19 protein-coding genes are annotated in these 26,981 nt (G+C 41.2%); 8 read left to right on the top strand and 11 right to left on the bottom strand.

The features are described from left to right. The 4 genes from gltB to mutY all read right to left on the bottom strand — a co-directional run bounded on the left by gltB (position 1) and on the right by mutY (position 7,873). Entirely contained in the window at positions 1-4,491 is a 4,491-nt protein-coding gene (gene gltB / locus M3O96_RS13260) for a glutamate synthase large subunit (protein WP_249721143.1), read from the bottom strand. Positions 4,492-4,895: 404 nt separating this feature from the next. Next, a complete protein-coding gene (gldE, locus tag M3O96_RS13255) occupies positions 4,896-6,245 on the bottom strand; it encodes a gliding motility-associated protein GldE (protein WP_249721142.1) in 1,350 nt (449 codons plus the stop codon). A gap of 63 nt (positions 6,246-6,308) precedes the next feature. After that, on the bottom strand, positions 6,309-6,752 hold the full coding sequence (locus M3O96_RS13250) for a single-stranded DNA-binding protein (RefSeq protein ID WP_249721139.1): 444 nt from the start codon (positions 6,750-6,752) through the stop codon (positions 6,309-6,311). A gap of 50 nt (positions 6,753-6,802) precedes the next feature. After that, positions 6,803-7,873, bottom strand: a complete 1,071-nt coding sequence (gene mutY / locus M3O96_RS13245) for an A/G-specific adenine glycosylase (RefSeq protein ID WP_249721137.1) — start codon at positions 7,871-7,873, stop codon at positions 6,803-6,805. A gap of 160 nt (positions 7,874-8,033) precedes the next feature. Between mutY and M3O96_RS13240 the strand changes: the two genes are divergently transcribed. The 3 genes from M3O96_RS13240 (at position 8,034) to M3O96_RS13230 (ending at position 10,934) form a co-directional block, all read left to right on the top strand. Then, positions 8,034-8,342: an HU family DNA-binding protein gene (locus tag M3O96_RS13240; protein ID WP_249721135.1), complete on the top strand. Its 309-nt coding sequence runs from the start codon at positions 8,034-8,036 to the stop codon at positions 8,340-8,342. A 20-nt stretch (positions 8,343-8,362) separates the two neighbouring features. Next, positions 8,363-9,181, top strand: a complete 819-nt coding sequence (locus M3O96_RS13235; RefSeq protein ID WP_249721133.1) for a tetratricopeptide repeat protein — start codon at positions 8,363-8,365, stop codon at positions 9,179-9,181. A gap of 181 nt (positions 9,182-9,362) precedes the next feature. Then, positions 9,363-10,934, top strand: coding sequence for an Rne/Rng family ribonuclease (locus tag M3O96_RS13230; RefSeq protein WP_249721130.1), 1,572 nt, complete (start codon positions 9,363-9,365; stop codon positions 10,932-10,934). A gap of 184 nt (positions 10,935-11,118) precedes the next feature. On the opposite strand, the gene M3O96_RS13225 is transcribed toward M3O96_RS13230, so the two are convergent. Both M3O96_RS13225 and M3O96_RS13220 read right to left on the bottom strand, forming a co-directional pair. Next, a complete protein-coding gene (locus M3O96_RS13225; protein WP_249721128.1) occupies positions 11,119-11,850 on the bottom strand; it encodes an SIMPL domain-containing protein in 732 nt (243 codons plus the stop codon). 127 nt (positions 11,851-11,977) lie between these two features. Further along, the gene (locus tag M3O96_RS13220; protein ID WP_249721125.1) at positions 11,978-13,465 is read right to left on the bottom strand and encodes a M14 family zinc carboxypeptidase; all 1,488 of its coding nucleotides are present in this window, start codon (positions 13,463-13,465) and stop codon (positions 11,978-11,980) included. A gap of 90 nt (positions 13,466-13,555) precedes the next feature. Between M3O96_RS13220 and M3O96_RS13215 the strand changes: the two genes are divergently transcribed. After that, positions 13,556-14,566 (top strand): dipeptide epimerase, encoded by a 1,011-nt coding sequence (locus M3O96_RS13215; RefSeq protein ID WP_249721123.1) that lies wholly within the window; start codon positions 13,556-13,558, stop codon positions 14,564-14,566. Between the two features lie 12 nt (positions 14,567-14,578). Here the strand turns inward: M3O96_RS13215 and M3O96_RS13210 are convergent, their stop codons facing one another. After that, entirely contained in the window at positions 14,579-15,709 is a 1,131-nt protein-coding gene (locus M3O96_RS13210) for a DUF4221 family protein (RefSeq protein WP_249721121.1), read from the bottom strand. Positions 15,710-16,505: 796 nt separating this feature from the next. On the opposite strand from M3O96_RS13210, the gene M3O96_RS13205 reads away from it, so the two are divergent. Then, on the top strand, positions 16,506-17,828 hold the full coding sequence (locus M3O96_RS13205; protein WP_249721119.1) for a glycoside hydrolase family 68 protein: 1,323 nt from the start codon (positions 16,506-16,508) through the stop codon (positions 17,826-17,828). 209 nt (positions 17,829-18,037) lie between these two features. Here the strand turns inward: M3O96_RS13205 and M3O96_RS13200 are convergent, their stop codons facing one another. Beyond that, entirely contained in the window at positions 18,038-19,168 is a 1,131-nt protein-coding gene (locus M3O96_RS13200; RefSeq protein WP_249721116.1) for a BamA/TamA family outer membrane protein, read from the bottom strand. Between the two features lie 248 nt (positions 19,169-19,416). Further along, positions 19,417-20,403: a dipeptidase gene (locus tag M3O96_RS13195; protein WP_249721114.1), complete on the bottom strand. Its 987-nt coding sequence runs from the start codon at positions 20,401-20,403 to the stop codon at positions 19,417-19,419. A 289-nt stretch (positions 20,404-20,692) separates the two neighbouring features. On the opposite strand from M3O96_RS13195, the gene M3O96_RS13190 reads away from it, so the two are divergent. After that, the gene (locus M3O96_RS13190) at positions 20,693-21,205 is read left to right on the top strand and encodes a 3-hydroxyanthranilate 3,4-dioxygenase (RefSeq protein WP_249721112.1); all 513 of its coding nucleotides are present in this window, start codon (positions 20,693-20,695) and stop codon (positions 21,203-21,205) included. 319 nt (positions 21,206-21,524) lie between these two features. Here the strand turns inward: M3O96_RS13190 and M3O96_RS13185 are convergent, their stop codons facing one another. Then, positions 21,525-22,871 carry a BamA/TamA family outer membrane protein gene (locus M3O96_RS13185; RefSeq protein WP_249721110.1) on the bottom strand — a complete coding sequence of 449 codons (1,347 nt, stop codon included), beginning with the start codon at positions 22,869-22,871 and terminating at the stop codon, positions 21,525-21,527. Positions 22,872-23,040: 169 nt separating this feature from the next. After that, positions 23,041-23,529, bottom strand: a complete 489-nt coding sequence (locus M3O96_RS13180; RefSeq protein WP_249721109.1) for a DUF6702 family protein — start codon at positions 23,527-23,529, stop codon at positions 23,041-23,043. An 89-nt stretch (positions 23,530-23,618) separates the two neighbouring features. On the opposite strand from M3O96_RS13180, the gene M3O96_RS13175 reads away from it, so the two are divergent. Both M3O96_RS13175 and M3O96_RS13170 read left to right on the top strand, forming a co-directional pair. Then, on the top strand, positions 23,619-24,200 hold the full coding sequence (locus tag M3O96_RS13175; protein ID WP_249721108.1) for a HupE/UreJ family protein: 582 nt from the start codon (positions 23,619-23,621) through the stop codon (positions 24,198-24,200). A 124-nt stretch (positions 24,201-24,324) separates the two neighbouring features. Then, positions 24,325-26,664: a M1 family metallopeptidase gene (locus M3O96_RS13170; RefSeq protein WP_249721107.1), complete on the top strand. Its 2,340-nt coding sequence runs from the start codon at positions 24,325-24,327 to the stop codon at positions 26,662-26,664. Positions 26,665-26,981: the final 317 nt, after the last annotated feature.

Raw genomic sequence — 26,981 nt, 5'->3', positions numbered from 1 at the left:
TTACACCAATGTTGTTGATTTTTCCACTGCTTTTTTTCTCAATACTTCTTTGTAATCTCGCGGGATCACTTTGATAAAACGTTCCCTGTATTCATCCCAATTACTTAGGTATTCCGTGGCCAATTGGCTGTTTGTAAATGAAATGTGTTTATGCAACTGTTCTTTGATGGTTACAAAATCGTCCTCGTTTAGGGAATCGAGATCGACCATTTCCTGATTGATCAGATGGATATAATCTTTGAGGACATAAGCAATACCGCCACTCATACCTGCGCCAAAGTTCCTTCCGATTTCCCCAAGGTTAATTACAAGACCGCCGGTCATATATTCACATCCATGGTCTCCGATCCCTTCGATCACGGCTTGGACCCCGGAGTTTCTCACACAGAATCTTTCTCCACCTTTTCCATTGATATAGGCCTCACCTGAGGTGGCGCCGTAAAATGCCACGTTGCCTATAATGATGTTTTCATGTGCTACAAAACTGGCATTTCGGCTAGGATAAATGATCAATTTGCCGCCCGAAAGCCCTTTTCCAAAGTAATCGTTGGATTCACCTTCAAGTTCAAAAGTGACTCCTCTTGCAAGGAAACCTCCAAAGGTCTGTCCTGCAGATCCTGAGAAATTGAAATGAATGGTGTCTTCGGGTAATCCTGGACTTCCATATATTTTGGAAATCTCATTGGACAGCATCGCGCCGACAGTCCTGTCTGTATTGTTGATTTTGAATGTACCGATTACGGGGCTTGCCTGCTCCAAGGCAGGGATTGCCGCTTGGATCAGCTGTCGGTCCAATACGTTTTTCAAGTCAAATTCCTGATCGATCTGCTTGTGGATGCCGACATGGTCAGGGACTTCTACTTTGTGAAATATTGGGCTCAAATCTATTTTGTCCCACTTCCAATGGTTCATATGGCCTGTTGCTTTCAGCACATCACCTTGTCCGACCATTTCGCAGATAGTATGAAATCCAAGTGAAGCCATTATTTCCCTTAAGTCTTGCGCCAAAAACATAAAGTAATTGACAACGTGGTCGGGATCTCCTGTAAAGAGCTTCCTCAATTCAGGATCTTGTGTGGCAACACCAACAGGGCAAGTATTTAGATGGCATTTTCGCATCATGATACAGCCTTCCACGACTAATGCTCCGGTAGAAATCCCCCATTCTTCTGCACCGAGTAAGGTGGCGATGGCAATATCCCTTCCGGTTCGTAATTGTCCATCGGTCTGCAATACAACACGGCTTCGCAAATTATTTTTGACAAGCGTCTGATGTGCTTCTGATAATCCAAGTTCCCAAGGCAATCCCGCATGTCTGATCGAACTCAATGGCGAAGCTCCTGTGCCACCATCTGCGCCTGAGATCAAAATCACGTCAGACATGGCTTTTGCCACACCCGCTGCAACAGTTCCAACACCAGCTTGGGAAACAAGCTTGACATTGATCCTCGCTTTTCTGTTTGCATTCTTCAAGTCATAGATCAGCTGGGCTAAGTCCTCAATAGAATAAATATCGTGGTGAGGTGGTGGGGAAATCAACCCAACTCCGGGAGTTGAGTGCCTTACCCTTCCGATCCATTCATCTACTTTGTGGCCAGGAAGCTGTCCGCCTTCTCCAGGCTTGGCACCTTGAGCCATTTTGATCTGCAGCTCGGCAGCATTGGTGAGGTAGTTGCTCGTCACCCCAAATCTTCCTGAGGCAACCTGTTTGATAGCAGATCTTTCCCAATCCCCATTTTCTTTCTTTTCAAAACGGATTTCGTCTTCTCCTCCTTCACCGCTATTGCTTTTGGCACCAATCCTGTTCATGGCAATAGCCAATGTGGAATGCGCTTCATGGGAAATAGATCCGAATGACATTGCACCAGTTGCAAATCTTTTTAGAATTGATTCAACCGGCTCAACTTCATCAATGGGAATGGAGATTCTTTTCTTAAATTCAAATAAACCCCTCAGCGTCAAAGCATCTTTTGTTTGCTCGTTGATCTTCTGGGCGAATTTCTTGTACATCCCATAATCATTGAGTTTGGTCGACTTCTGAAGTAAGTGGATGGTTTCAGGATTGAACATGTGTTTCTCACCCCTTCTTTTCCACTGATACACACCTCCTGTTTCCAAAATTGGACTCTCAGTTTGATAGGCAGCATGGTGTCGGATGAGCACCTCTTCTGCCAATTCATCAAATGAAATCCCTGAAATCCTACTTACAGTTCCTTTGAAACACCTGTCAATGACTTCAGGTCCAAGACCTATGGCTTCAAAAATCTGCGAGCCCTGATAGGACTGTAGCGTACTGATTCCCATTTTGGAGAGTACCTTCAGAAGCCCGCTTCCCACCGCTTTTTGGAAGTTGTAGAAAAGTTGATTTTGTGGGATGTCTTTAGCAAAAGCACCTTTTTCATTCAAGTGGATCAATGATTCCAAAGCCAAATAAGGGTTGATGGCCGAAGCACCATAACCGATCACTGTTGCGAAATGGTGGGTTTCCCGGATATCTCCAGCTTCTACTACAAGACCTGCACGGGTTCTTAGTTTCTTTTTGACCAAGTGATGATGAACCGCTCCAATAGCTAGAAGGGTCGGAATTGGAGCCTTCGATTCGGTGCTTTTTCTATCTGAAATAATAATGATATTCTTTCCGGCATAAATCGCTCCTTCAGCTTCTTTGCAGAGATGGTTGAGGGCCTCAAGTAACCTTCCCGGCTGATGATCTGTTTCAAAATGACCGTAAAGCGTGACTGTTCTATATCCCTGATCTTCGAGATGCTTGATTTTTTCCAAATCCTCATTGAGCAATACTGGCTGAGAAATGTGGATTTGTCTTGTGTGACGGGGACTTTCAGCCAAGATATTATGGCTTTCTCCGATTCTGGTAAACAATGACATGACTAATCTTTCCCTGATCGGATCGATCGGTGGGTTACTGACTTGGGCAAATAATTGTTTGAAGTAATTAGAAATATGCTGACTCTGTTTGGAAAGTACCGCTAAAGGCGTATCTGCCCCCATCGAACCGACTGCCTCATAACCGGCCTCGCCCATCGGTGAAAGGATTACTTTCAATTCCTCCGAGGTGTAACCAAATACGGTTTGGCGTTTTTTTATTTCTTCTGTGGTATAAGGATGCTCCAATATAACCGGGTCAGGCATTGATCTTAGTTTGAGACGCTCTTCCCTTACCCAAGCCTCATAGGGTTTGTTGTCGCAGACAGAAGATTTGATCTCATCATCAAAGGAGATTTTTCCTTTTTCCAGATCTGCCCAAAGCATTCTTCCCGGACTGATTCTTCCTTTTTCTTTGATGGTAGCCTCCCTAATCGGTAATGCCCCAGCTTCGGAGGATAAAATCAACCTGTCGTCATTGGTTATGAAATAACGTAAAGGTCTCAGTCCGTTTCTATCCAAAGTCGCACCAAGCGATTTGCCATCTGTGAACAACAAGGCGGCCGGTCCATCCCAAGGCTCCATTAGGGAAGCATGAAATTTATAGAATGCCTTACGGTCTTTGTCCATCATCTGATTGTCCTGCCATGCCTCAGGCACCATCATCATCATCACATGTGGAAGTGTCCTACCGCTCAGTGTCAGCAACTCCACCATGGCATCGAGATTTGCACTATCGGAGTTTTTCTTGTTGGTGATGGGCATGAGCTTTGATAGCTCGTCATCTGAAAAGTGGATTGAGCGCATCAAAGTCTCTTTGGACTTCATTTTATTGAGATTTCCGCGGATGGTGTTGATCTCACCATTATGGGAAAGGTATCTGAATGGCTGTGCCAATCTCCAATTTGGGAAAGTATTGGTAGAGAATCTAGAATGGACGATGGCCAATCCTGAAGTAATATTTTTATTTTGGAGATCTTTGTAAAACGGAAGCACCTGATCGGTTCTTAGCTGACCTTTATATATCAAGGTAAATGCTGAGAAGCTCGCAAAATAAAAAGCCGAATTGACTCCGGGAATTGCAAGGTTTATTGTTTTTGAGGAATAATTTCTTAAAACATAAAGTTTTCTTTCGAGCTCGAGGCCACACAGTCCGTTTTTGTGCGTAACAAAAACCATCTCAATATTGGGCATCACATCTAAAGCCCCTGAACCGGGAACAGTTTCATCCACCGGGACATTTCGATATCCAATCAGGTTAAAACCCAGTTCTTCTATGATTTGGTTAAGCTGTTCTTTCGATTTTTTATAGAGCTGTTTATTTTTGGGAAAAAAAGTCATTCCAACCCCATAGCTTCCTTTTTCCGGCAATTGAAATCCTGCCCTTGTTGTTACTTCTTTGAGAAAAGAATGAGGAATTTGAATTAAAATGCCTGCGCCATCACCCGTCTTTGGATCACTGCCCCTTCCTCCTCTATGTTCCATATTGCTGAGCATATTGAGTGCATCGCTGATGGTCTCATGGCTTTTGAGGCCTTTGATGTTCACGACAGCACCAATACCGCAGGAATCATGTTCGAATTCCTCATGATAAAGTCCATTATTCATTATAATCGGGGTTAATAGGTTTCAAGAATTTGTTGCGAATATTACAAAAAAAATTGTGTTTTTTAAAATACAAGCAATGAAACAGCCTTATAAATACATAGTTTGTACCTAAATAGAGATATGTTTACACTTTATAAAAATTATTATGTGGTGATTTTTTAAACCTACTTTAAGAATAAAAACCGAATAAACTCAAATTTTACATTGTATTTGAGCCAAATATTTGAAATTAAAGAAGAAAATTACAAATTTTGGATTAAGTCAAAAAAAGGAAAATTTATTTAAATTTTTTATATCGTAAAAAGTAAAAGTGAATCCATGAAAAGTTATCAGAGATTCAATTTAAAGAATAAAAATAATGTTTTCGGAAATAGTAAAGAATAATATTCTATGAATGATAGTCCTTAATCTAGATTATGTCCGCCATTTTCCTTCTCGGTGCCTAGAATCCTGACCTTTACCTTTTTGATCTTTTTGGTGTCAACAGCCAGAATAGTAAACTCAAAATTATTGAAAGTTATTTTCGTTCCATTTTTTGGAAAGCTTGAATTAATTTCAAGCAACATTCCGCCTAATGATTCACTTTCTCCCTTGACCTCGTCAAACATTTGCTGATCCAGCTCCAGCTTTTTGCAGAAGTCATTCAAAGAAATTTTACCTTCAAATATAAAAGTCGTAGGATCTAATTCTTTGAAGTAATAGTCTTCAATGTCGTCAAATTCATCATTGATCTCCCCAATGATTTCTTCAATCAGGTCTTCCAAGGTCACCAATCCTGATGTTCCCCCATATTCATCAACCACGATGGCCATATGAACCCTTTTCTTTTGAAAATCCTTGAGAAGTGTGTCCACCTTTTTATTTTCCGGGACGAAAAAACCTTTCCGGATCATTGCGTGCCATTCAAAATTTTCATCCTGATCGATATGTGGCAGCAGGTCTTTTATATATAAAATCCCTTCTACATTGTCTATGGTTTCTCTGAAAACAGGAATTCGTGAATATCCGCTCTTGTTGATTTTATCCAACAGTTCATGGAAATCCATGTCGATTTCAATGGCAGTAATATCCATCCTTGATTGCATTACCTGCTTGACTGAGAGTGTACCAAAGTTTACAATTCCTTTGAGAATGTCCTTTTCCTCATCAGAAGTATCTTCTGTGGTGATTTCCAATGCCTGATGGAGTTCATCGACTGACAGGGAATACCCCTTTTTGACGATCCTTTTTTCAACCACTGTACTGATCGCCATCAAAAATGCGGACAAGGGTCGCATCACTATAGAAAAAAAGTATATTATGGGAGCCATCATGAGCGAAAACTCAAGTTTCGCTTTTGTAGCGTAGACTTTTGGAACAATTTCACCAAAGAAAACTATGGCAAAAGTGACCCCTATGGTCTGTACCAAAATGACCAATATTCCCGTGGCATTGAGCCCAAAAAACTTCCAGGTTATAAAAGTCGTGAGCGTAACTATTCCTATGTTGATAAGATTATTTAAAATCAGGATGGTACTGAGAAGATTTTTTGGTGATTCGACGAGCAAAATGACCTTGGTCGCTCTTGAATCTGCTTTTTCGTCAAAGGAGGCAATATCATCAGAATTCAAGGAAAAAAAAGCTACTTCCGAGCCGGAAATCAAGCCTGAGGCAATCAAAAGCAAAATAAAAATCAGCGAGTTAAACAATATGTAACTGGCTGAAACCTCAACAATTTCAGCCAGTAAAATAAGACTCGGGTATGGGTCTTCCATTAATTCCAGAATATGATCGACACAAAATTAATCAAATACTCAGGAAATTTTCAACTTTTTGATTTAGAAGGGCAAATCATCATCTTCCATTGGTGGTTCACTTACAGTAGAAGGTCTATTAGCTGGTTGATTTGTATTGTAATTTGATGGCGTAGATGACTGCCCTGAACCTTCAGGTTTACCTCCCAGCATGGTAAAACTTAATACTCGGATTTTAGTCCTTTTTCTGTTTTGACCTTGGTCATCCTGCCAAGTATCTGTTTTTATTTTCCCCTCTACAAAAAGTTGCATGCCTTTTTTCAGGTATTGCTCCGCGATTCGGGCTTGTCCATCCCAAAGCTCCAAATCATGCCATTCCGTATTTTCAACACGGTTTCCTGATTTATCCTTATATGTTTCTTTTGTAGCGAGACTAACATGAGCCACTACTTTATCCCCCTCCAAATGCTTCACTTCAGGATCTGCCCCTAAATTGCCTACTAAAATGACTTTGTTTACTCCGGCCATATTTTTGTTTGTTTATATTGTTGACGAAAACTTTGTCTTTAATTTAATAATTATTTCTGATCCTCCAAAAATTTAACAATTAATCTAGGTTTTCCCAACTCATCCAGTTTTTCTGAGCTTACCAACTGGAATCCATTGGAATTTGTCCATTCTTGAAGATTATTTCTATTTTCTTTTGGGACAATCAGAGTTGTAAAGTTGGCGAAAATTCTTTGATGGGTAAGGATGTGTTTGTACCACTTCTCAGATTCCATGACAGTATTTGTCTTAAAATCTTTCGATTCTTCGATATAAACCCTTTCGTCACTTGTTTCAGACGCCTCGGATAATTCCTGCATCGGAAAATCATGAAGTCCTTGCCAAATATCCCCTTCACCTCTGCGCTTTACGACTACCTCCCCATCACATACGATATAGGAATATCTAAAGTATCTTTCTTTGATCTTCAGCTTTTTGATTTTGACAGGTAGCGAATCCACCAAATCATTCTTGAAAGCAACGCATCCTAATCTCATCGGGCAATTGGCACAATCAGGATTTTTTGGAACGCACTGCAACGCGCCGAATTCCATGATGGCTTGGTTGAATTCTGCCGGTCTGTCTTTTGGAATGAGGGTGTTGGCCAAGGCTTCGAATTCCTTTTTTCCCATATTCCCAGCTATGTCTGTAGCAATACCAAAGTATCTCGCCAAAGCCCTAAAGACATTGCCATCTACGACCGCGACAGCTTCATCAAAGGCAAAAGAAGCGATGGCAGCTGCTGTGTATGTGCCAACACCTTTGAGCTGAATCAGGGCTTGATAATTGTCAGGAAAGATCCCGTCATGGTGATCCCTGATGAATTTTGCACAAAAGTGTAGGTTTCTAGCACGGCTATAATAACCAAGTCCCTGCCAAAGTCTCATGACTGTTTCTTCCGATGCATTGGCCAAATCTTCTAAATGTGGGAAGTTTTCCAAAAATTTTTCAAAATAAGGAAGTCCTTGCGCCACTCTTGTTTGCTGTAGAATGATTTCTGACAGCCAAATGATATATGGGTTATTAGTGCTTCTCCATGGCAAATCACGCTTATTATGGGGGTACCACTCTAATAAAGTATGGACAAACGGATCGGAATTCAAAATCAACGCAGTTAAGGTGTTAAGACAATGTTAAACATTTCAATCTAATTTTGGGCTTTTTGTTTTTATATTGGATTGCTTCCTTTAAATTTGCAGTCCCAAAAATAGTTGGTTAATAGGTCGTTAAGCTTATTTGATAATAAATTAAATCCATTAAACAGTGACTAAAGCAGAAGTAATCACCAAGATTTCGGACAAAACCGGTATTCAAAAAGACGATGTAACTCAAACAATTGAGGCATTCTTCAAAGTGGTAAAAGATTCCATGGCAGATGGAGATAATATTTATGTAAGAGGCTTTGGCAGCTTTGTGAATAAAAAGAGAGCTAAAAAAATTGCTCGAAATATCTCTAAAAACACTGCGATCGTGATCGAAGAGCACTATGTGCCATCTTTCAAACCTTCTAAGGTGTTCATTGAAAAAATCAAGAACAGTAAAAAAATCAAAGAACTAGCACCTCAGGATTAATCCTGAGTGCTTTTTTCCTTATGAAAAAATCCCAAATCCTAGTTTTAATCCTTGGGGTATCAATGATTGCTGTTCTTTATTCTCTTCCCCGGATTGTGGTAGACAATGAAGAGGGCAACACTGAAATCACAGATGATAAGACCTCCTCTCGAGACTCTGGTGTTGAAATCCATGATTCACCTATGGACGCGGGGGACAGAAGTATTCTAAAGGAATTATTAACTGATCTGGAAACAGAAGACGATAAGGGAAAAGTCTCAAAATTGTCAGACGAAATTGCTTCGCTTTACATCAAAGCAGGAAAGTTTGACAGTGCTGCCTATATATTTGATTTGGTTGCAGTAAAACTTGAAACTTCCGAAAGTTGGGAAAAAGCAGGGGCTGCATATTATGAAGCCTACACTTTTGCCTTAGATCAAGAAAAAGTTTCGCTTCTTGCTGAAAAAACCCGTACTTACCTCGGTAAAGTTTTGGAAAAAGATCCAAAACGTCTTGACCTGAAAACAAAAATGGCCATGACATACGTCTCTTCCGCCAACCCTATGCAGGGAATCACCATGCTAAGGGAGGTGTTGGAGGAAGACCCGACCAACGAGGATGGACTCTTCAACATGGGTGTCTTGTCAATGCAGTCAGGGCAGTACAAAAGAGCTGGAGAAAGATTTGAAGAATTGGTAAAACACCACCCTAACAATGTGGAGGGTCAGTTTTACCTTGGCGTAAGCTACTTCGAATCCAAGCAAAATAACAAAGCAAAACAGCAATTCGAGTTGGTTGAAAGCATGAGCAAAGACCCTATGGTTTTGGCGAGTGTGGAAAGTTACCTTGAAAGGTTATAAATAATTGTTCACTATAAATCCTTAAAACTATGCCTTGCGGTAAAAAAAGAAAGAGACATAAAATCGCTACGCACAAGCGTAAAAAAAGACTTAGAAAAAACAGACATAAGAAGAAGTAATACACTTCTTCTTTTTAAGTTTTTACACTAAACGTTCATTTACATTTTAAAAACAGACACGATTGAGCACAGAATTATTAATCGATTCTGCTCAAAACGGTAGTCGTATTGCCCTTCTCAAGGACAAAAACCTGGTAGAAATCCACTCAGAAGGTGGTGAAAACCAATTTAAGGTCGGCGATATTTATTTGGGTACAGTGCGTAAAATTGTCAATGGGCTCAATGCAGCCTTTATAGACGTCGGATATGAAAAGGATGCTTTCCTGCATTATCAGGATTTGGGTCCCCAGATTTCCAGTCTTAACAAGTTTACAAAAGTCGTACGCAACAATAACTATTCTAGCCTCAACCTGAAAGGCTTTGAGAAAGAACCTGATATAGAAAAACTTGGGAAAATTTCCAATGTATTGACTAAAGGAAATCAGGTTTTGGTGCAGGTGGTCAAAGAGCCCATCTCCACCAAAGGACCGAGACTATCGTGTGAGCTCTCCATCGCAGGTCGCTATTTGGTATTAGTCCCATTTTCTGATACAGTCAACGTATCCAAAAAGATACGCAGTGCCGAAGAAAGAAAAAGGCTGGTACGCTTAATAACCTCTATCAAGCCAGCCAATTTTGGTGTCATCATCAGAACAGTTGCTGAAAGTCAGTCAGTTTTAGAACTTGACAAAGACCTCAGAAATCTCCTGATGACATGGGAAGAAGGCATGAAAAAACTGGCTAAAGCCAAAGGACGCGACAAAGTAATTGGAGAAATGAGCATGGCTTCCTCTATCATTAGAGACCTGCTCAACGAATCATTCGATGCAATCACCGTAGAGGATGAATTGACCTATGATCAAATCAGGTCTTACATCAGATCTATTGCCCCTGAAAAGGAAAAAATTGTGAAGCTTTACAACGGTAAAGCAAAGCTCTTTGAAAGTTTTGGAATAGAAAAGCAAATCAAAAGCTTGTTTGGTCAGACGATAAGTCTTCCACAGGGCGGTTATGTCATTATCGAGCATACCGAAGCCCTCCACGTCATCGACGTCAACAGTGGAAATAAATCCAACCAAGAAAGTGATCAGGAAACAACGGCATTGAAAACCAACCTGGTTGCAGCAAAAGAAATTGCACGACAGCTTCGACTCCGTGATATGGGAGGCATCATCGTCATCGACTTCATCGACATGAAAAAGGCCGACAACAAAAAGGCCATTTACGATGCCATGAGGGAGGAGATGAAAGATGACAGGTCAAAAAACACCGTCTTGCCATTGACCAAATTTGGTCTGATGCAGATTACAAGGCAGCGCGTGAGACCCGAAGTCAACATTGTCACCAAAGAAACCTGTCCGTCTTGTAACGGTACAGGCAAGATCCAGGCCTCCATCTTGGTGGCCGATCAATTGGAAAAAGACCTCGAGCATATTGCTACTATCCAGAATGTTTCCAACATCCAGATCGGATTACACCCTTACCTCTATGCGTATTTCACGCATGGAGTCATCTCTCAGAGAGTAAGGTGGTTTTTCAAATACTTTAAGTGGGTAAAGCTGACTAAAGACTCTTCACTCCCGGTGACGGAGTACAAATTCCTGGACGACTCAGGAGAAGAAATAGAACTAACTGTAAAAAGCGAGACCGAATAGGTCCCGCTTTTTTTTTGATCTTGAATCAATGTAGTTTAGATAAGCTGTTGAGTTGCGAAAAGCTTTTCCAAAGTTGGGACAAGTCCAAGAGGATCTTAAAACAGCCATTACGAACTTTGGAAAAGTTTATAGAATCCTCAAAAAGTAAACGACATTGAATTATGAATTTTTAATTCAAAATTTCTCACCTCACCCCATAACTCAACCGCATCGTAATCGAAGCGGTTTTTTCTTTGGAAGAAGTATTGAACGTACCGCCCCAAGAATAGTCCTCAGCGGAATTTTGACCGGTGATCTGGAAAATCCCCATGTTGGCGGAGATCAGCCTGCCAAGCTTGGAACCTGAATTTTCGGCGATTCTCTCTGCCCTGACCCGTGCATCCTCCGTGGCTTTGGAGATCATTTCGATCTTGAGGCTTTCGAGTTGGGTATAATAATAGCGTGGAGGTTGGGAATAGAATTTCACTCCCTGAAGCAAGAGTTCGGTGATTTCCCTGGATATTTTTTCTACTTTTTCCACTTCAGTCGATTCTATCGAAAGACTTTGATTGAGTTGGTATCCCAAGAAAGTCTGCCCGGTAAAATTCCCGCTGCTGCTGTAGTTTTGTTGGTAAAGTGGGTTGGTGTTCACTGCTTGAAAAATGATTTTTTCCTTGGGAATTCCTTTTGAAACCAAATAATCGGTGACAGCTTTTCTGTCTTTCTCTAAATCAGAATAAGCTATTTTGATATCAAAATTGTCCCTGCTGAAATTTCCTTCCCATACTACGAGGTCGGAGGTAAAGTTCTTTTCTCCCAAACCTGTCACATCAACAGTTCCAGATTTTTTGTTTCTGTTGATCACAGCATTGCCAAGAATCGCCGCGGCAACGATGATGGCTATGGCGAATATGATTGAAGTCAGGTGTTTTCTCATGGGTTTCAAAATTGAAAGGAGTTTAAAGAAAGTAATACTTAAATTTATAAATAAAAACGGAGGATTATCAGCAAGAAGATCAATTGATTTTTGAAGATAATTCCATTAGCCATAAATCCAATCAAAATCAATTGACGCTCATTCGGTAGGTTTTGTCCATTGGTTTTTCAAGATCAATCAGGTATCCATTCACTATGGCGTATTTCAAAATACCGTCTTTGGAAAGGAAGAAATTGGGACTTCCGCCTGTACGGATTCCAAACGGTATTGAAGTGGCGTTTTTGAAAACCAAAATCGGCAATCCATGTAACTCTCGGGCTTCGGCTTCTTTTACCTTGACGGCAAGATAACCGGCTTTCAATAACTCCAAAGCTTTTTCAGGACTGATATCGGAGACTTTACCAAATGCAGTTTCGTAGATTTCCCCTTCTGTGATTTCCATCCCACTCGCATTCAACTCCTCGTAGCCATAGAAAATCGACAAATCTCCCAAGTCGTCAATTCCTCCACTCACATAAAAAGCGCCATTTGCATCTATTTCCCTTCTGCGAATGCCCAGGTCTACTGGATAAGACAATGAATCTTTTTTCATCTGAAGGTTTCTGACCATGACATCCATAAGCCTTGTGGCATTTTCGGGAATGGCATCATATTCGTCCAAAGAATAATTCACAAACGACTGATCGGCGATTTCTTCCATGGCATGCAGCATGATCATAAAATTCAATTTGCGGATATATTGCTTTTCGGGATCATTGGGGTAGCCGCCGGATTCGATCAGGATGGTACTCGTACCCCATTTTTGGAAATTATCTCCAAAAGCCCTTGGTTCAAAAGCATCGTCGTATTTGCCCACATGTGCAGGAGCGACCGCTTCCATCATCCTGTTCATCCCGACGATCACCTGCATGGCTTTCATCCGAACATCATTGATCTCTGTCTCAAAATTGTAGGCCGGTGCCAAAACCGATATGGTCGCAGGCGTGGCAACTTCGCCCGATGTGTAGTAAGTCTGCTGGTCGTGCAGGTTAAACCCAAATGCCGGTGAAAATGTGTCTCTCGCATTTTTCAAGATGACTGCTTCGGGTGAGGCTAGTTTTGCGGCATCTCTATTGAGGTCAATATCCAACGCATTTCTCCTCATCCAATTATCCATGCCGTCGGGATTGACGATGGGAATAAAACGGATGGTCAGCTTTTCCAATAACTTGTTTCTCAACTCATCCATGCCATCATTTTCTCCTTCAAAAAAATTGAAGATGTCAAATAAGGCCATCGTCGCCGTGCTTTCATTACCGTGCATCTGCGACCAAAGCATGACTTTGGTTTCGCCTCTGCCAATGGTCATCTGGTAGATTTCCTTTCCTTCTACAGATTTTCCGATTTCTTCCACTGCGAATCTACCCTTTCGGTCTTTGACCAAATGGATCACATCCGCATGCTTAAACCGGCGTTCGGTGATGCTTTTTTCCTGGTATTTCTCATAGGCAAGATCCAATTCGGTTATATCAACAGGCGTCGATACTGTTTCTGATTCTTTTGGCTGGCAAGAAATACTGAAATACAAAATCAAGGAAAAAGCAAACAGTGAAATGGATTTTTGAAGGATATGCATGGTCGGCTGGGGATTGAAATTATTCGTCTAAGTTATGAACTTAGCCAAAAAAATAAATTTACTTTTGCCCATATTCCAAAATAAACCGAAATGAAGCTCTTTTTCTTTGTCCGCGACCTAGTTCTCAAACATACTTTTACCATCGCCCACCAAAGCCGTGATGTGCAGGATACGATCATTGTCAGATTGGAAGACGGGGATTTTTATGGTTTGGGTGAGACGACGACCAATCCATTTTATGGGATGACGGCGGAAAATATCTGCAGCAAACTCGAAGAAAGCAGGAGCATTTTAGAAAATGGGAATTGGTCTTCTCCAGAAGAACTTTGGGACATGGGCAAAGTTGTTTTCAAAGACAATCCTTTCGCCCAATGTGCATTGGATTTGGCCGCATGGGATATTTTTACCAAGAAAAAAGGAAAGAAACTTTACGACTATTTGGGCTTGGACCCTCATGATATTCCCTTGACCAATTTCACGATCGGCATTGATTCCCAAGAAAAAATGGTAGCCAAGATGAAGGAAGTCGATTGGCCACTGTATAAGATCAAACTGGGTACAGGTAATGACCTTGAAATCATCCGTGAACTGAGGAAGCATACTACTTCAAAATTCAGGATTGACGCCAACTGTGCATGGACAGTACAGCAGGCGATTGATTATTCAGAAGAACTTGCCCAACTCGGAGTAGAATTTATGGAGCAGCCTTTGGCAAAAGACGACCTTGAGGGAATGAAGGAAGTTTTCAAATATTCCAAACTGCCTGTGATGGCGGACGAAAGCTGCATCGTCGAATCAGACGTCAAAAAATGCCATGGACTTTTTCACGGGATCAATGTGAAGTTGGTAAAGGCAGGAGGAATCACGCCGGCATTGAGGATGATCCGTGAGGCAAAGTCATTGGGGATGAAAACGATGGTCGGCTGTATGACCGAATCATCGATTGGCATCACTGCCATCGCCCATATTGCCCCGCTGTTGGATTATGTGGACATGGACGGGGCAATGTTGCTCACAGAGGACATTGCCAAAGGCGTGGTCATTACTCCCAATAGCGTGACTTTTCCCGCAGGAAATGGAATCGGAGCGGAATTGGTATAAAGGAAAAATGAATCATTTGACAGAAAGCCTGACATAAGCCAATTCATCATCCAAGTTGAGGAAAAGGTAAATTTTCCCATCCTTCACAAATTGAGGATTGGGAAACTTAAATCCCAAATCCGTAATTTCTTTTTCACCCAAGAGCTTCAAATCAGGACTCAAAATACTAACAAAACTCTTCGTCTTTATTTCCTCGTCAGCAATTTTTGGCAAACCAATATAAGTAAACCGGTAGAATAACTTATTTTCGTCGTCCCAAACTAGCCTAGTGAAATTCACTTCCTCTTGGATACTCCTTGACACATCTCTCATTTCTTCCATGGAAGTCACCTCGTTTTTATACGTTCCGGTTTTTTCATTTGCAGTAATGAGATTGTTGTAGCTCTTTAGCTGAAGAGAATCAGTTTTTGGATCAAGGATATAAACAGAATTTAATGCGTTGGTGTAAAAAAGCAGTTTGCCCTGCCAATGTTGCAAACTTATATTGGGATGAGACATGGACATGCTATTGCCTTCATCATTGGTCCAAGCAATCCTAAATTTGTCAAGTTTTTCAAATTCCGGCAAATCATAAACTTTCTGGGTCTTGCTTTCAAGGTTCAGTTCGAGGACATCTGTTTCAAGCTTTTTGAAATTCATGAAGCTGCAATAAATCTTTTTTCTGTCATTCGAAAATCCCATGAAGTTGATGGATCCTTTTTCCTCCAAGCCTTCTGTCATCCATGGTTCGTCCAGTTTCATCCTTTCCACAACCTTACCTTCCAAATCTGTTATGATGATGACATTGTCCCAACTTATAAAAGCAAATTGGGTATCTCCAAACATTCTCATCAGATAAGAATTTTGACCAACTCCATCCGGGCCGTCTTTTTCAAAAGGCAGTTTTTTTAACAAACGAAATTCAGTCAAATCAACATATTCCACTTGGGAAGATTTAAAATCCCAATTATAAAGCACGCCTAAATCGCTGGAATGCGCATGACCAAAGCCATTGGTAGCTGCCATCAAAATCTCACCCCCAGAATCTACGACTACCGTATCGGCCTCAATGCTGATGTCTGCATAGCTTTCACCCGAATTTGTCTCTTTGTTTCCACATGAGTAAACCAGTAAAACTGAAAAAGCGAAGATAATTTTTTTCATAACAGTGATAATTGAATGTCAACTTTAATCCCTTAGCCAAAGAGAAAGCTTAGGCCGGTGATTCTTAAACTATTCGTGAAAAATAAACGTAAAAAATGATTTTTGCCAAAAATTAAAGTAAGAATTTATAGGTTTTTTAGTTGATTTACTTCTCCGAGCTTCTGACTTCCAACCTCCTCTCACCAAAAAATCTCTCCCCCAGGGCGATATTTCAAGGATCGGTTTTTTTACTATCTATCCAAGATCTAACAATGAAGGAGAAGTCTTGATCTTCTTCAATTTCTTTGCTGTTTATCGGTGGGTTTATAAACGATCGGGGTCATGTAGTAACAGTATGATGCTAAAAGTACACGATAGCCACAGGTATCAGAAGATTTATAGAAAAGTAGCAAAAGATCTTATTGATAATAGTGGAAAATATCCTCCAGATCGTCAGAAATCTTCATTTGCGACCTCCGCACACCAATTCTTTTTCAGTAACTGGGAATATTTACTTGAGTCTAGGCACAAATCGAATAGAATAAAGTACTGTATAGTTATCTATTTATTGCAAGTTTCAATAGAAGGTTTATACATATCCTTGTCGCAACCATGTTGCCTTGCATCCAGCCACCCTTTTATCTGTTGCCAAAAAACCCTGTTAAAATGCCTTTAAACCACCTTATTAACCCCAGAAGTTAGTATGACAATCACTTGAACTGGCAATATTATTAATTAATTTGTATCAAACAACATATTTTTAGTGGCTGAGGGTTTGAAATATGATTATTTTATTAAAAACTTAAATAATATTATTATGAAAAAAAATGTATGGCTACCTTTTTTGGCCGCAGGAGGGCTTTTCTTACTTGCTTCCTGTGACGTAGACGATAAGCCTTTCGTTGACGAGCCAACAGATCCGGCAACGGTCCAAACGGTAGAATGGACTGCTGACCATGTCCGCTTGATTTCCAGAAATGAAGGAAACACCATTCCTAGGGTGGATTTTGACGAAGGTGTGGATGTAATGCCCGGATATCATCAGTGGGATTACTGGCCTATCCTTAACTTGGATGGTTCGATTGCAAGAATTAATGGATACCGTGTCATGATCGTTTTAACGGCACCTGATACAGTGCTATCCGGTAAGCGACACGATATTGTGAGACATCGTTACGCCATTTCTAAAGATGGTGTAAACTGGGAAGATAAGGGCATGGTGTTTACAGAAGACGAAATCATAGGTTCCCGTCAATGGGCTGGAGCTGCTTATTATGATCAAGGCATGGTGTATTTCTATTATACCGCAACTGGTGAAAAGGGTGAATTAAATTCCGGTAGACTAAACAGTGGAGCTCCAGGTGATGATGCGGGAATTTCCTATGAACAAAGGATAGCTTTAGCGACAGCTCAAGTGGCTAATCAGTCTGAAACTGTTGTTTTTGATAACTATAGCCAACATAAAATTATCTTGGAGGCTGATGGTCAAATCTACCAACCTGCCACAGGTATGGATGATACAGGAACCGTATTTGCAATGAGAGATCCTTTTATATACAAGGATCCTGCGACCAACAAAATTTATATGACCTTCACAGCTCGAGAGGCTGGTGACATCACCACCTATAACGGTGCTGTAGGTTTAGCTGAAGCGGTTGGAAATGACTTGACCAAGTGGAAATTACTCCCACCTTTGGTGGTTACCAACATCAATTCTGAATTGGAAAGACCTCATTTTATCAAACATGATAATAAATACTATTTGTACTTTTCTACTCACATAGAGAAATTCTCTCCTGAGGTGATGGATAGAGTTAATTCCCCTGAAGGAATTTACGGTTTTGCCTCTGATAGTTTTCTCGGCCCATATGAGCCTCTCAACGGAAGTGCGCTTGTAGCCGGAAACCCAATAGAGGATCCTTATGCCACCTTCTCATGGCACGTGCTGCAGGACAACACTGTATTGAGTAATACCAACTATTACAATATACAGCCTGGACTGGAAGTTGGAGAATTTGGCGATTTGGGAGAAGAATGGGACAAACGACATTTTGGAGGTACACTTGCCCCAAGATTAGTGCTCTCAGTAGACGGAAACGCTGTGACCTTGAGTCATAGACTTCCCCCTTCTTTACCTTAATCTTTTTTAGAACAAATGCCGGACAAAATCCGGCATTTGTTTCTTTTCTTTCACTTCCTATCTTTTGCCTTTGGGAGACTTTGTACTAGGATCATTGTACTTAGTACATTCTCCAAAATAAATGTTCAGAAAGTGGTACAAATCGGTCAACGTTTTTTAGACATCGACAACTTGATACTTCGTACTAACCTACCTCTCTCTTCTCCCTTCTAAAACGCTTCTCCGATAAACAAATAAAACCCACTTCCTTCCTGCGTAAATGCCACGTCAAATCTGGTGTAAATGTCTTTTTTGGGGAAAAGCAAAAACCTCAATCCTCCACCTGCTGACCAGACTATTTTATTGATGGATGCCAATGAAAAGTCAGGAAAAACTGTTCCTGTACCGACAAATGCCGCAGCTCCTATCCTTTTGGAAAAACCCAAGGGTAGCGGTAAAATCCTGAATTCTGCCTGGGTTGCAATCTGATTTTTGTCCCTAAACCTTCCCAAGTAATATCCCCTCATCATGCTGTCCCCTCCCAACAAAGACAATTGGTTGAATGGGACATCACCTGAAAAAAACTGTCCGATCGCCTGCCATGCAAGGACACCGCTCTTGCCAACAGGTCTGAAAATCCTAGTATCCATCAATACGGCATCAAATCCAAAAGAACTTATGGCCGGAGAATATTTAAGATAGGCCAATTCTGCAAAATTGCCTTTCCGGACATTCAATACATTGTGTCGGTCATCATATACCAGTCCAAAACCTAGACCAATGTTGGTTGAACCTTCATAGCCTAAGGGTAGGGGGAACGTAGGGGCTTCCGGGGAAGGCTTAAACTCTACCCTTGACATACGCTGGAAATCTGCTTCAATACCAAAAAACAAATTGTGACGGAGTTGCCGAAGCACCCTTTCTTTGATCATAATCTGATTGGCATCCACTAGCGCCAAATAATCTTTTGGAGAATCAATGCCTATACCGTGGTATTTGAGTGGGAAACTTTGCAGTCTAATCTTTCCGAGAAAAAACCACTTGCTTTGATCAGAATAGATGGCATGGTCAAACCAGAGACCATATTGGTTTTCCAACGTAATGAATGTAAAACCACTGATTTCGCTGAGTCGGTTGGAAGTATCCCTATTGGCATAATACACCACAAGAGATGAAAGTCCGATTTCCCAACTTGTCTCAGGTGCATAGGCGACGGTGGGATAAATCAAAAATTGAGGTCGGCTGATGTCAGAGGTGTCATTGACGATCCCATTGACATATTTTTTGAAAAAGCTTTGAGAAAGAGCCTGTCCTGAAAAAAATACAAGTATCAATAGAATCTTTAGCTCTTTGGAAAACATAGGAATTGAACAGCAAGATTTATAAAAAGGTTTTTCATGGTTTTTAAAAAACCAAGCTAAGGGAAATTTGTGGAATTTGGATTTTCAATAATGATGAATCATATTTTAGATATTTTCCCGATTACTATTTGGTGTCGCCATCGTCAAGGTCTTCACTGACGACTTCCTAATTTCAACCTCAACCTTTATTAAACCGAATATGAAGTGACTGATGACACTCGCTTTGGCAGGAAGAATTGGTTTGAATTTTATAGAATGGTTTTGAAAAACCGCTGACAGTTTTTGTAGGCTAATTTTTCCAATTGCTCTTGAGGAAGTAGATCCGACAATTCATCCAAAAAGGAGGGATATCTGGAGGCATCCTCGACCAAAGGAAAATAAAACGGATGGCGTTTCTTGTCAGGGAAATCTTTGGTATAAAAGAAATCAGCCCCGAAACAGAGACAATCTTCCCCGCCAATTTCAATTGTGTGAAGGATATGGTCGAAGATCGTTTCGGGATTTTTGTCATCCAAAAATGCCCTCAGGAAGTTGATGCCGATGATTCCTTTCCTCCTGATTACCTCTTGGGCAAATTCATCCGTAATATTTCTCTTGTGGTTCCAAATGCTCCTCATGTTGGAATGGCTTGCGATTACAGGGATTTGAAGTTTGTTGGTATCAAGGTGCTTCAGTATTCCTGCTGCCAATAAATCAGAGGTATGCGAAAGGTCGATGGCGATTTTCCTGCCTGAGATATAATCCAAGATTTTCTTTCCATCATCTTTCAGGCCGATGCCTTCGGTATAGTTACCTCCGCCAAACCTGTTTTCGGTATGGTGGGTAAGGCTGATGTAGACGATTTTGGAAGTCAGCTTGATCAGGTTTTCCAATTGCTCATAGGCAGCTGCGATTGGTGCTTTTTCGTCTGCCAAGCTTGCGGCATTTTCCACGGCCGTGATCAGTCCGATTTTGCTTGTCATATCCATGCTTTCCAAAAAATCTTTGTCCACCTGTGAAACATCCTTTGCGTGATCCCTGAGCATCATGCTGTATTTTTCCGCTTGGCCTGTAGCGGATTCCATGCTACCTGCCGCGACATCCGTGTAGATGGCACAAACCTGCATTTTGACATGTCCTTTTTTCAACAAAGGTAGCGCACAGGCAATGTCGCTGGATTTGTCAGGAGCTGCATTTGGGATTTTGGCGAGGTAAGAAAGGATGTCGCAATGGGTATCAATGACGGGAAGATTCATAAATCAAAAGGATTGAACCTCAAAGTAAGGCATAAAATGAGAGTTTTTTTATACTTTTAAAATTCATTCAAGTTGAAAAACTATACTGACTGATCGGAGTTCTTCCCTTTTGAACAACCAATCTGATTCTCCGATTTGTTGGTTATTGTTCTAAAAATTAAAATGAATGTCAACTTCAGGAATAGTATCTACTAATATCTTTTAATATCCAATAATATCTGGTTGAGAAAAAATTGAAGGTTCCATCTAGATAGCCAAAGGACTCTACATACCTAAAAAAAATATAAAAATGCCAATTTCAAAGCCTATCAATTTTCAAAAGTGGATCGAAGAAAACCGTCACCTGCTCAAGCCGCCTATCGGAAATCAGGTCATCTATCAGGGCAATGATGACTTTATCGTCATGGTAGTCGGTGGACCCAATTCTAGAAGAGATTTCCACTATGATGAGGGAGAGGAATTTTTTTACCAGATCGAAGGCGATATCACGCTGAAAGTCGTTGATGAAGGCGTGGTAAAAGATGTGCAGATCAGGGAAGGTGAAATGTTCCTCCTTCCGGCTCGGATGCCACATTCACCGAGAAGACCGGCCAATACAATCGGGTTGGTTTTTGAGCGGTACCGCAGAGCGGGCGAAAAAGATGGGTTTATCTGGCACTGCGAAAACTGCGGCAACAAGCTCTATGAGGAATATACCGAAATCACCGACATCGTCAACCAATTGCCTCCGATTATGGAGCGGTTTTGGAGCAATCCCGAGCATACCACCTGCAAGAAATGTGGGACGGTGATGCAAAAATGAGCTTGAGAAATTAACCCTGTTTTATCAGATTTCGGAATTTTGATTTGAAAACAGTTTTTTAGATAATTCTGTATATGGACAAAGTCCCTGTCTCGCCGACAGGCAGGCCTTTAGGGACATAATCTGGGTAAAAAAATCGATCAATCAAATGGCTATTGTGCCTTTAGGTACAATATATATTTCGTACCTAAAGGCACGTAAATCCATTAAAACCAAACTCTTCTACCCATATACTGTCCCTAAAGGGACACCAACTTCAATGTATTTTACCCAGTATTGCTTTACTTCAATTAATGGATTATTGAATCCCAACTTAAATTTAAAAAGTTTCGCCGATAGCAAAATAGAATCCCCTCGATCCATTTTGTCCAAAAGCCATATCTACAGCCAAATTCAACCTTCCGGTTTTATTCAACATCACCCTTGCACCAAATCCTCCGGCTGGTTTTGTTGCTTCAAACAAATTGAGCTTGGGTGCGTCAATGTCAAAAACCTGAAGTGCATTTCTGGAAGTGGTGGTGATACTGCCAAATAATACCCCGCCGATCAATCCATTTCTTGTAACAGGAAACCGATATTCTCCCTCTGCCGATACCCAACTTGGTCCCCTAAACCTTCCTGCGACATATCCCCGACCCATCCTATTCCTCATGTCACTTGCATTGAAAGGCAAGTGCATATAGGGAACTTCGCCCGACAGGATGAAATGACCGATTCCCCAAAATCCAAGAATGTGCCGTGGTCTATTTGACGACAAGGTTTTGAAGAGACGAGTTTCAAGATACAACTGGTCAAAATTTGTACTTGAAGCAAGAAACCTGGAATTGACCCGGTAGGAAACCTGCAAAAATTTTCCCGAATAGGTATTGACAGTATGGTCACGGCTATCGAGCACAAAGTTGACGCTTGTGCCGGAGGTTGTATATCCTGTGGGGTCGATCCCGTATAACCATGAATACCCGTAATGACTCGTAATGACCGGTGCGGGAGCTTCTAAATCAAGCAGAAGGTCTCTGATATTGATGTGGGCATCGAGGTGGTAACCAATCCCTGCATACATTTTTTTGCCTATGGATCTCAAAGCCGTGTAATGAAATCTGAGTTGATTGAATTCCAAAGGTTGAGAACCTTCAATCCCACTAGTCACAAATTCTCCAATATTCCAGGCATCCTTTATCGGCTGGTTGTTGTCGCTTCCTAATCCATAAGTATTTTCGGTAAACTTGGCATATTTGATATCGACGAGCATTTCCCATTTGTTTTCATTGGTCATGATCGTTCCCCGGATATTGGCGATGACCTGGTTTTTGGTGGTGAGTGAAACAGAACTTGTGATGTTGGAAACATTGGTGGTCTTAGGATCGCCTAAGTACATAGCACCTGTGAATCCTACTCCGTAAAAGAATCCCAATAATGGATTGGACCCAATTGTCGGCACCAAAAAATACATCAGTTTTCCCTTTTCCGGAATGCCTGATGCAGCATCCTTTGCGGCTTTATTTCTCCTGATGACTTGGATCAGATCCGTGGAGTCCACATAATTCAACACGTTGGGTTGGGTCCGGTTGACTTGGGCTAAAACATGATTATTGTTGACTATACATCCCAAAAGCATCACAGCACCTAACAGAAAAGTTAAACGGGTTTTGAATTTGACTGTACACATTGCCTCCTAGGTTATAGAGTAAAGTTAATGACAAGAATTTCAGAAAAATGAACATTGCCGTCTAGAATTATTGACGGAAAACCGGAATTTGTTTAAAAGACATTGGTCTATTTAATGCTTCTTGATAGCAAAGTTTTCTTCTACTTTATTAATTGAAAATAAAAATCCCTCAAAAAGTCAGTTCACCCGATTCATTGTCTTTGTATAAAATCAAGCTTTTTGGGCTTTTTTCCAGATAAAAATTGATGATGTTTTGCTGGCTTTCAAAATTGGAAATCAGGACCTCATTTTTGATTTCTACTTTCTTTGGAAGAGGGACATTCGCAGCTTCCAAATAAAACCAAGCTGCCTCTTCCTCGATTTCATATCCCAAATAGGTCATGCTTACTTTTTGACCATTGACCTTGATTTCGTTTTTCTCCAAGAGATACACTTTTGCCATATCCTCCAAGTCAGCTTTACTTTTTGGATTCAGAAAATCCACTTTGGTGTTGAATTTTTCACCCAAGGCTATTTCCAAATCATCCCAAAATATCTTTTGGGCGATTTCGAGACTTTGGTTCGTAGGATTGTAGCGGATTTCGGTCAAACTGATGTAGAAAGGATGAAATAAAGCCTTCCATCCCAAAAAGAAGATGAAAATGTAATTGAATTGCATTTGGGTCACCATATTTTATTTTCTTTGCAAATTAGACAGAAATCAAATAGCCTTGTGCGCCTATAGGGCACAAATATCTATAAACGCAAATGGGACAGTTTCAGCTGTATTTTCAATTAGGGATTCAACATATTCTAGACATAAAAGGATTTGACCATATCCTCTTTGTGGTGGCGCTTTGTGCGATCTACGTAACGAGGGATTGGAAAAAAATCCTGATTTTGGTTACCGCCTTCACCATCGGTCATTCGATTACTTTGGCTTTGGCTACTTTGAAATTGGTAAGGGTCAATTCGGATTGGATCGAATTTCTGATTCCGGTAACCATTGCTGTAACTGCCGTGAGCAATATTTTCAGCCCAAAACCAAGTTCGGGCAGAGGCATTCAGATCAATTATGTCTTTGCTCTTTTCTTTGGCTTGATCCACGGATTGGGTTTCTCTAATTACCTCAGGTCACTGTTGGGTAAAGAAGCATCGATTTTCCAACCACTTCTCGCTTTTAACCTTGGTCTGGAAGTAGGACAATTAGTCATCGTGACGATCACCGTGGTAGTTGCCGGATTGCTGGTAGGCCTCGTTGGCGTGAACAGAAAAGACTGGGCGCTGGTTATCTCTTCTATCGTATTAGGGATGGCCGTCATGATGATGATCGATACCAAGTTTTGGTAGCCAAAATAAAATTTGCCTTTGGTAAAAAATTGAATAAATCATTTACAAAAAAAGTATTAATTGGCGTTTGGATTAAAATTATACCGATTACAGAATTCACCCGCTTTAGAATAATTACCATAATATGAAAAGAATCTTATCAGCAGCAATTATTGGCTTTAGCTTATTGCTATCATTGCCGGCTTTGGCACAATGGTCAGAGCAAAACCATGCAGAGCGTTTTGAGCAGCTTGGACCCATGCTTCGCAGTCCCAATGTGTACCGCACTGCATCCGGTGCTCCCGGACACCAATATTGGCAGCAAAAAGCTGATCACGAAATCCAAGTGGAACTGAATGACGAAAACCAATCCATCAAAGGCTGGCAGAAAGTCACCTATTACAACAATTCCCCTGATCCGCTCAAATACCTTTGGATCCAACTCGACCAAAACGAAAGGGCGAAAGATTCCAATACGCCGAAAATCGCAGAAAGCAGTATCAATTCTAGGATGAACTTACGTCAATTGGAAAGCATTCTTTGGCATAACCTGGATTTGGGTTACAAGATCCTTTCTGTAAAAGACCTTTCCGGTAAGGACATTCCGATCACGATCGTCCAGACTATGATGCGTGTGGATTTGCCACAGCCGCTGATGCCCGGTCAGAAGACAGAATTTACCATGGATTGGACTTTCAATATCCATGACAGGATGAGCTTCATCGGAGGACGTCCGGGATATGAATATTTTGAAAAAGACGGAAACTACCTCTACACCATGGCGGAATGGTTTCCAAGAATGGCTGTTTATTCTGATTTCCAAGGATGGCAACACAAGCAATTCGTCGGAAGAGGAGAATTTGCTTTGACATTTGGAGATTACAAAGTGAAGATCACCGTTCCTGCTGACCACATGGTGGGTTCTACCGGGGTTTTGCAAAATGCAGACAAAGTGCTCAGCGCTGCAGAACTTGACCGTTGGAAAACAGCACAGAAGACTTTTGACACGCCTGTTGTCATCCGTACCCAAGCTGAAGCCGAAAAATTAGAAAAAACAAAAGCCAAGGACAAAAAAACTTGGGAATTCCATGCGGAAAATGTGAGGGATTTTGCCTGGACTTCTTCCCGCAAGTTCATTTGGGATGCCATGGCTGTGAAGCAAGGCGGCAATGAAGTAATGGCCATGTCTTACTATGCCAAGGAAGCCAACCCGCTATGGGGACAGTATTCTACCAAAGTGGTAGCCCATACACTCAAATCATATTCTGCTAGAACTTTTGATTATCCATACCCTGTTGCGATCTCCGTGGAGGCAACCAACGGCATGGAATATCCGATGATCTGCTTCAACTATGGACGTCCTGATGCAGATGGTACCTATTCTGATGCAGTCAAATACGGCATGATTTCCGTGATCATCCACGAAGTGGGACACAATTACTTCCCGATGATCGTCAACTCAGACGAAAGACAGTGGTCTTGGATGGATGAGGGTTTGAATACATTTATGCAGTTCCTAGCCGAGCAGGAGTGGGACAGAGACTATCCCTCAAGAAGAGGTCCTGCGCATAAAATCGCTCCTTATATGGCTAGCGAGAAAAGCACGTTGGAGCCGATCATGACCAACTCCGAAAACATCATCCAATTTGGACCCAATGCCTACGCAAAACCTGCAACTGCATTGAACATCTTGAGAGAGACCATTATGGGCCGCGAGCTTTTTGACTTTGCTTATCAGGAATATGCGACACGTTGGATGTTCAAGCACCCGACTCCGGATGATTTCTTCAGAACAATGGAAGATGCTTCAGGAGTGGATCTGGATTGGTTTTGGAGAGGTTGGTTCTATGGTACCGAGCCGGTTGATATTTCTCTGGAAACAGTAAACTGGTACAAACTCGATAACAGAACTCCTACAGAGAAAAAGGCAGACCAAAAGAAAGCCTTTGACAAAGAGGAAACTTATGTCAGCAAAGAGTACAACCAAAAGGACATTCCCCAAACTGTGGTGGAAGCGGATCCAAGTACCAAGGACTTTTACAATTCCTACAATCCGTTTTCTGTAACGCCAGAGGATGACAAGGCTTACAAAGACTTTATGGCAAGCCTCAATCCCAAGGAAAAAGAGTTGGTCAACTCAGGAATGAATTTCTATGAAATGAAATTCAAGAATGTGGGTGGATTGGTGATGCCTTTGATCATCCAATTCAACTATGCAGACGGAACTTCCGAGGTCGAAAGAATCCCTGCTGAAATCTGGAGATTGAATGAATCTGAGGTAAGCAAAGTATTTGCCAAGAAAAAAGAGGTAAAAAGCATTGTCCTCGATCCATACCGCGAGACTGCTGACATCGACGAATCCAACAATGCCTGGCCAAGACAGTATGCACCAAGCAGGTTTGAGATGTTCAAGGGAGGAGGAAGAGTGAGGGGTGCTTCGGCAGGTGACAATCCTATGAAGAAAGCAGCTGGAGCGAAGAAGTGATCAGTTTGCAGTTATCAGTCTCAGTAGGCAGTATCAGTTCTCAGTGGGCAGTTATCAGTCTCAGTAGGCAGTATCAGTTTTCATTAGGCGATAAGTTTTCAGTGATCAGTTTTCAGTCTCAGTAATCAGTGGTTAGTCTTTAGAAGAGGATTCAATCTTGAATTAGAAAAGAGATTTGATAAAAATGAAAAGGGAAGCAGGTATTCAATCTGCTTCCTTTTTTTTACTTTAAAAACAGGTGATGTTCCATTTCCAATAGAGGTGGTTATCTTATTTATATTTTATCATTGTCGTCTAATTTTATTGTCTTTTCCTCG

It is taken from the genome of Aquiflexum sp. TKW24L, from assembly GCF_023502205.1.
Taxonomy (GTDB): domain Bacteria; phylum Bacteroidota; class Bacteroidia; order Cytophagales; family Cyclobacteriaceae; genus Cognataquiflexum.
Note: the sequence above shows the minus strand (reverse complement) of the source record. Positions and strands in the feature narration are given on the sequence as shown.

Coding starts and splice junctions, on each gene's coding strand:
- M3O96_RS13225 (WP_249721128.1), bottom strand. CDS start 11,850: ATGAGAAAACACCTGACTTCAATCATATTCGCCATAGCCATCATCGTT.
- M3O96_RS13210 (WP_249721121.1), bottom strand. CDS start 15,709: ATGAAAAAAATTATCTTCGCTTTTTCAGTTTTACTGGTTTACTCATGT.
- M3O96_RS13220 (WP_249721125.1), bottom strand. CDS start 13,465: ATGCATATCCTTCAAAAATCCATTTCACTGTTTGCTTTTTCCTTGATT.
- gldE (WP_249721142.1), bottom strand. CDS start 6,245: ATGGAAGACCCATACCCGAGTCTTATTTTACTGGCTGAAATTGTTGAG.
- M3O96_RS13205 (WP_249721119.1), top strand. CDS start 16,506: ATGAAAAAAAATGTATGGCTACCTTTTTTGGCCGCAGGAGGGCTTTTC.
- M3O96_RS13175 (WP_249721108.1), top strand. CDS start 23,619: ATGGGACAGTTTCAGCTGTATTTTCAATTAGGGATTCAACATATTCTA.
- M3O96_RS13195 (WP_249721114.1), bottom strand. CDS start 20,403: ATGAATCTTCCCGTCATTGATACCCATTGCGACATCCTTTCTTACCTC.
- M3O96_RS13190 (WP_249721112.1), top strand. CDS start 20,693: ATGCCAATTTCAAAGCCTATCAATTTTCAAAAGTGGATCGAAGAAAAC.
- M3O96_RS13215 (WP_249721123.1), top strand. CDS start 13,556: ATGAAGCTCTTTTTCTTTGTCCGCGACCTAGTTCTCAAACATACTTTT.
- M3O96_RS13250 (WP_249721139.1), bottom strand. CDS start 6,752: ATGGCCGGAGTAAACAAAGTCATTTTAGTAGGCAATTTAGGGGCAGAT.
- M3O96_RS13235 (WP_249721133.1), top strand. CDS start 8,363: ATGAAAAAATCCCAAATCCTAGTTTTAATCCTTGGGGTATCAATGATT.
- M3O96_RS13170 (WP_249721107.1), top strand. CDS start 24,325: ATGAAAAGAATCTTATCAGCAGCAATTATTGGCTTTAGCTTATTGCTA.
- gltB (WP_249721143.1), bottom strand. CDS start 4,491: ATGAATAATGGACTTTATCATGAGGAATTCGAACATGATTCCTGCGGT.
- M3O96_RS13185 (WP_249721110.1), bottom strand. CDS start 22,871: ATGTGTACAGTCAAATTCAAAACCCGTTTAACTTTTCTGTTAGGTGCT.
- M3O96_RS13180 (WP_249721109.1), bottom strand. CDS start 23,529: ATGCAATTCAATTACATTTTCATCTTCTTTTTGGGATGGAAGGCTTTA.
- M3O96_RS13200 (WP_249721116.1), bottom strand. CDS start 19,168: ATGTTTTCCAAAGAGCTAAAGATTCTATTGATACTTGTATTTTTTTCA.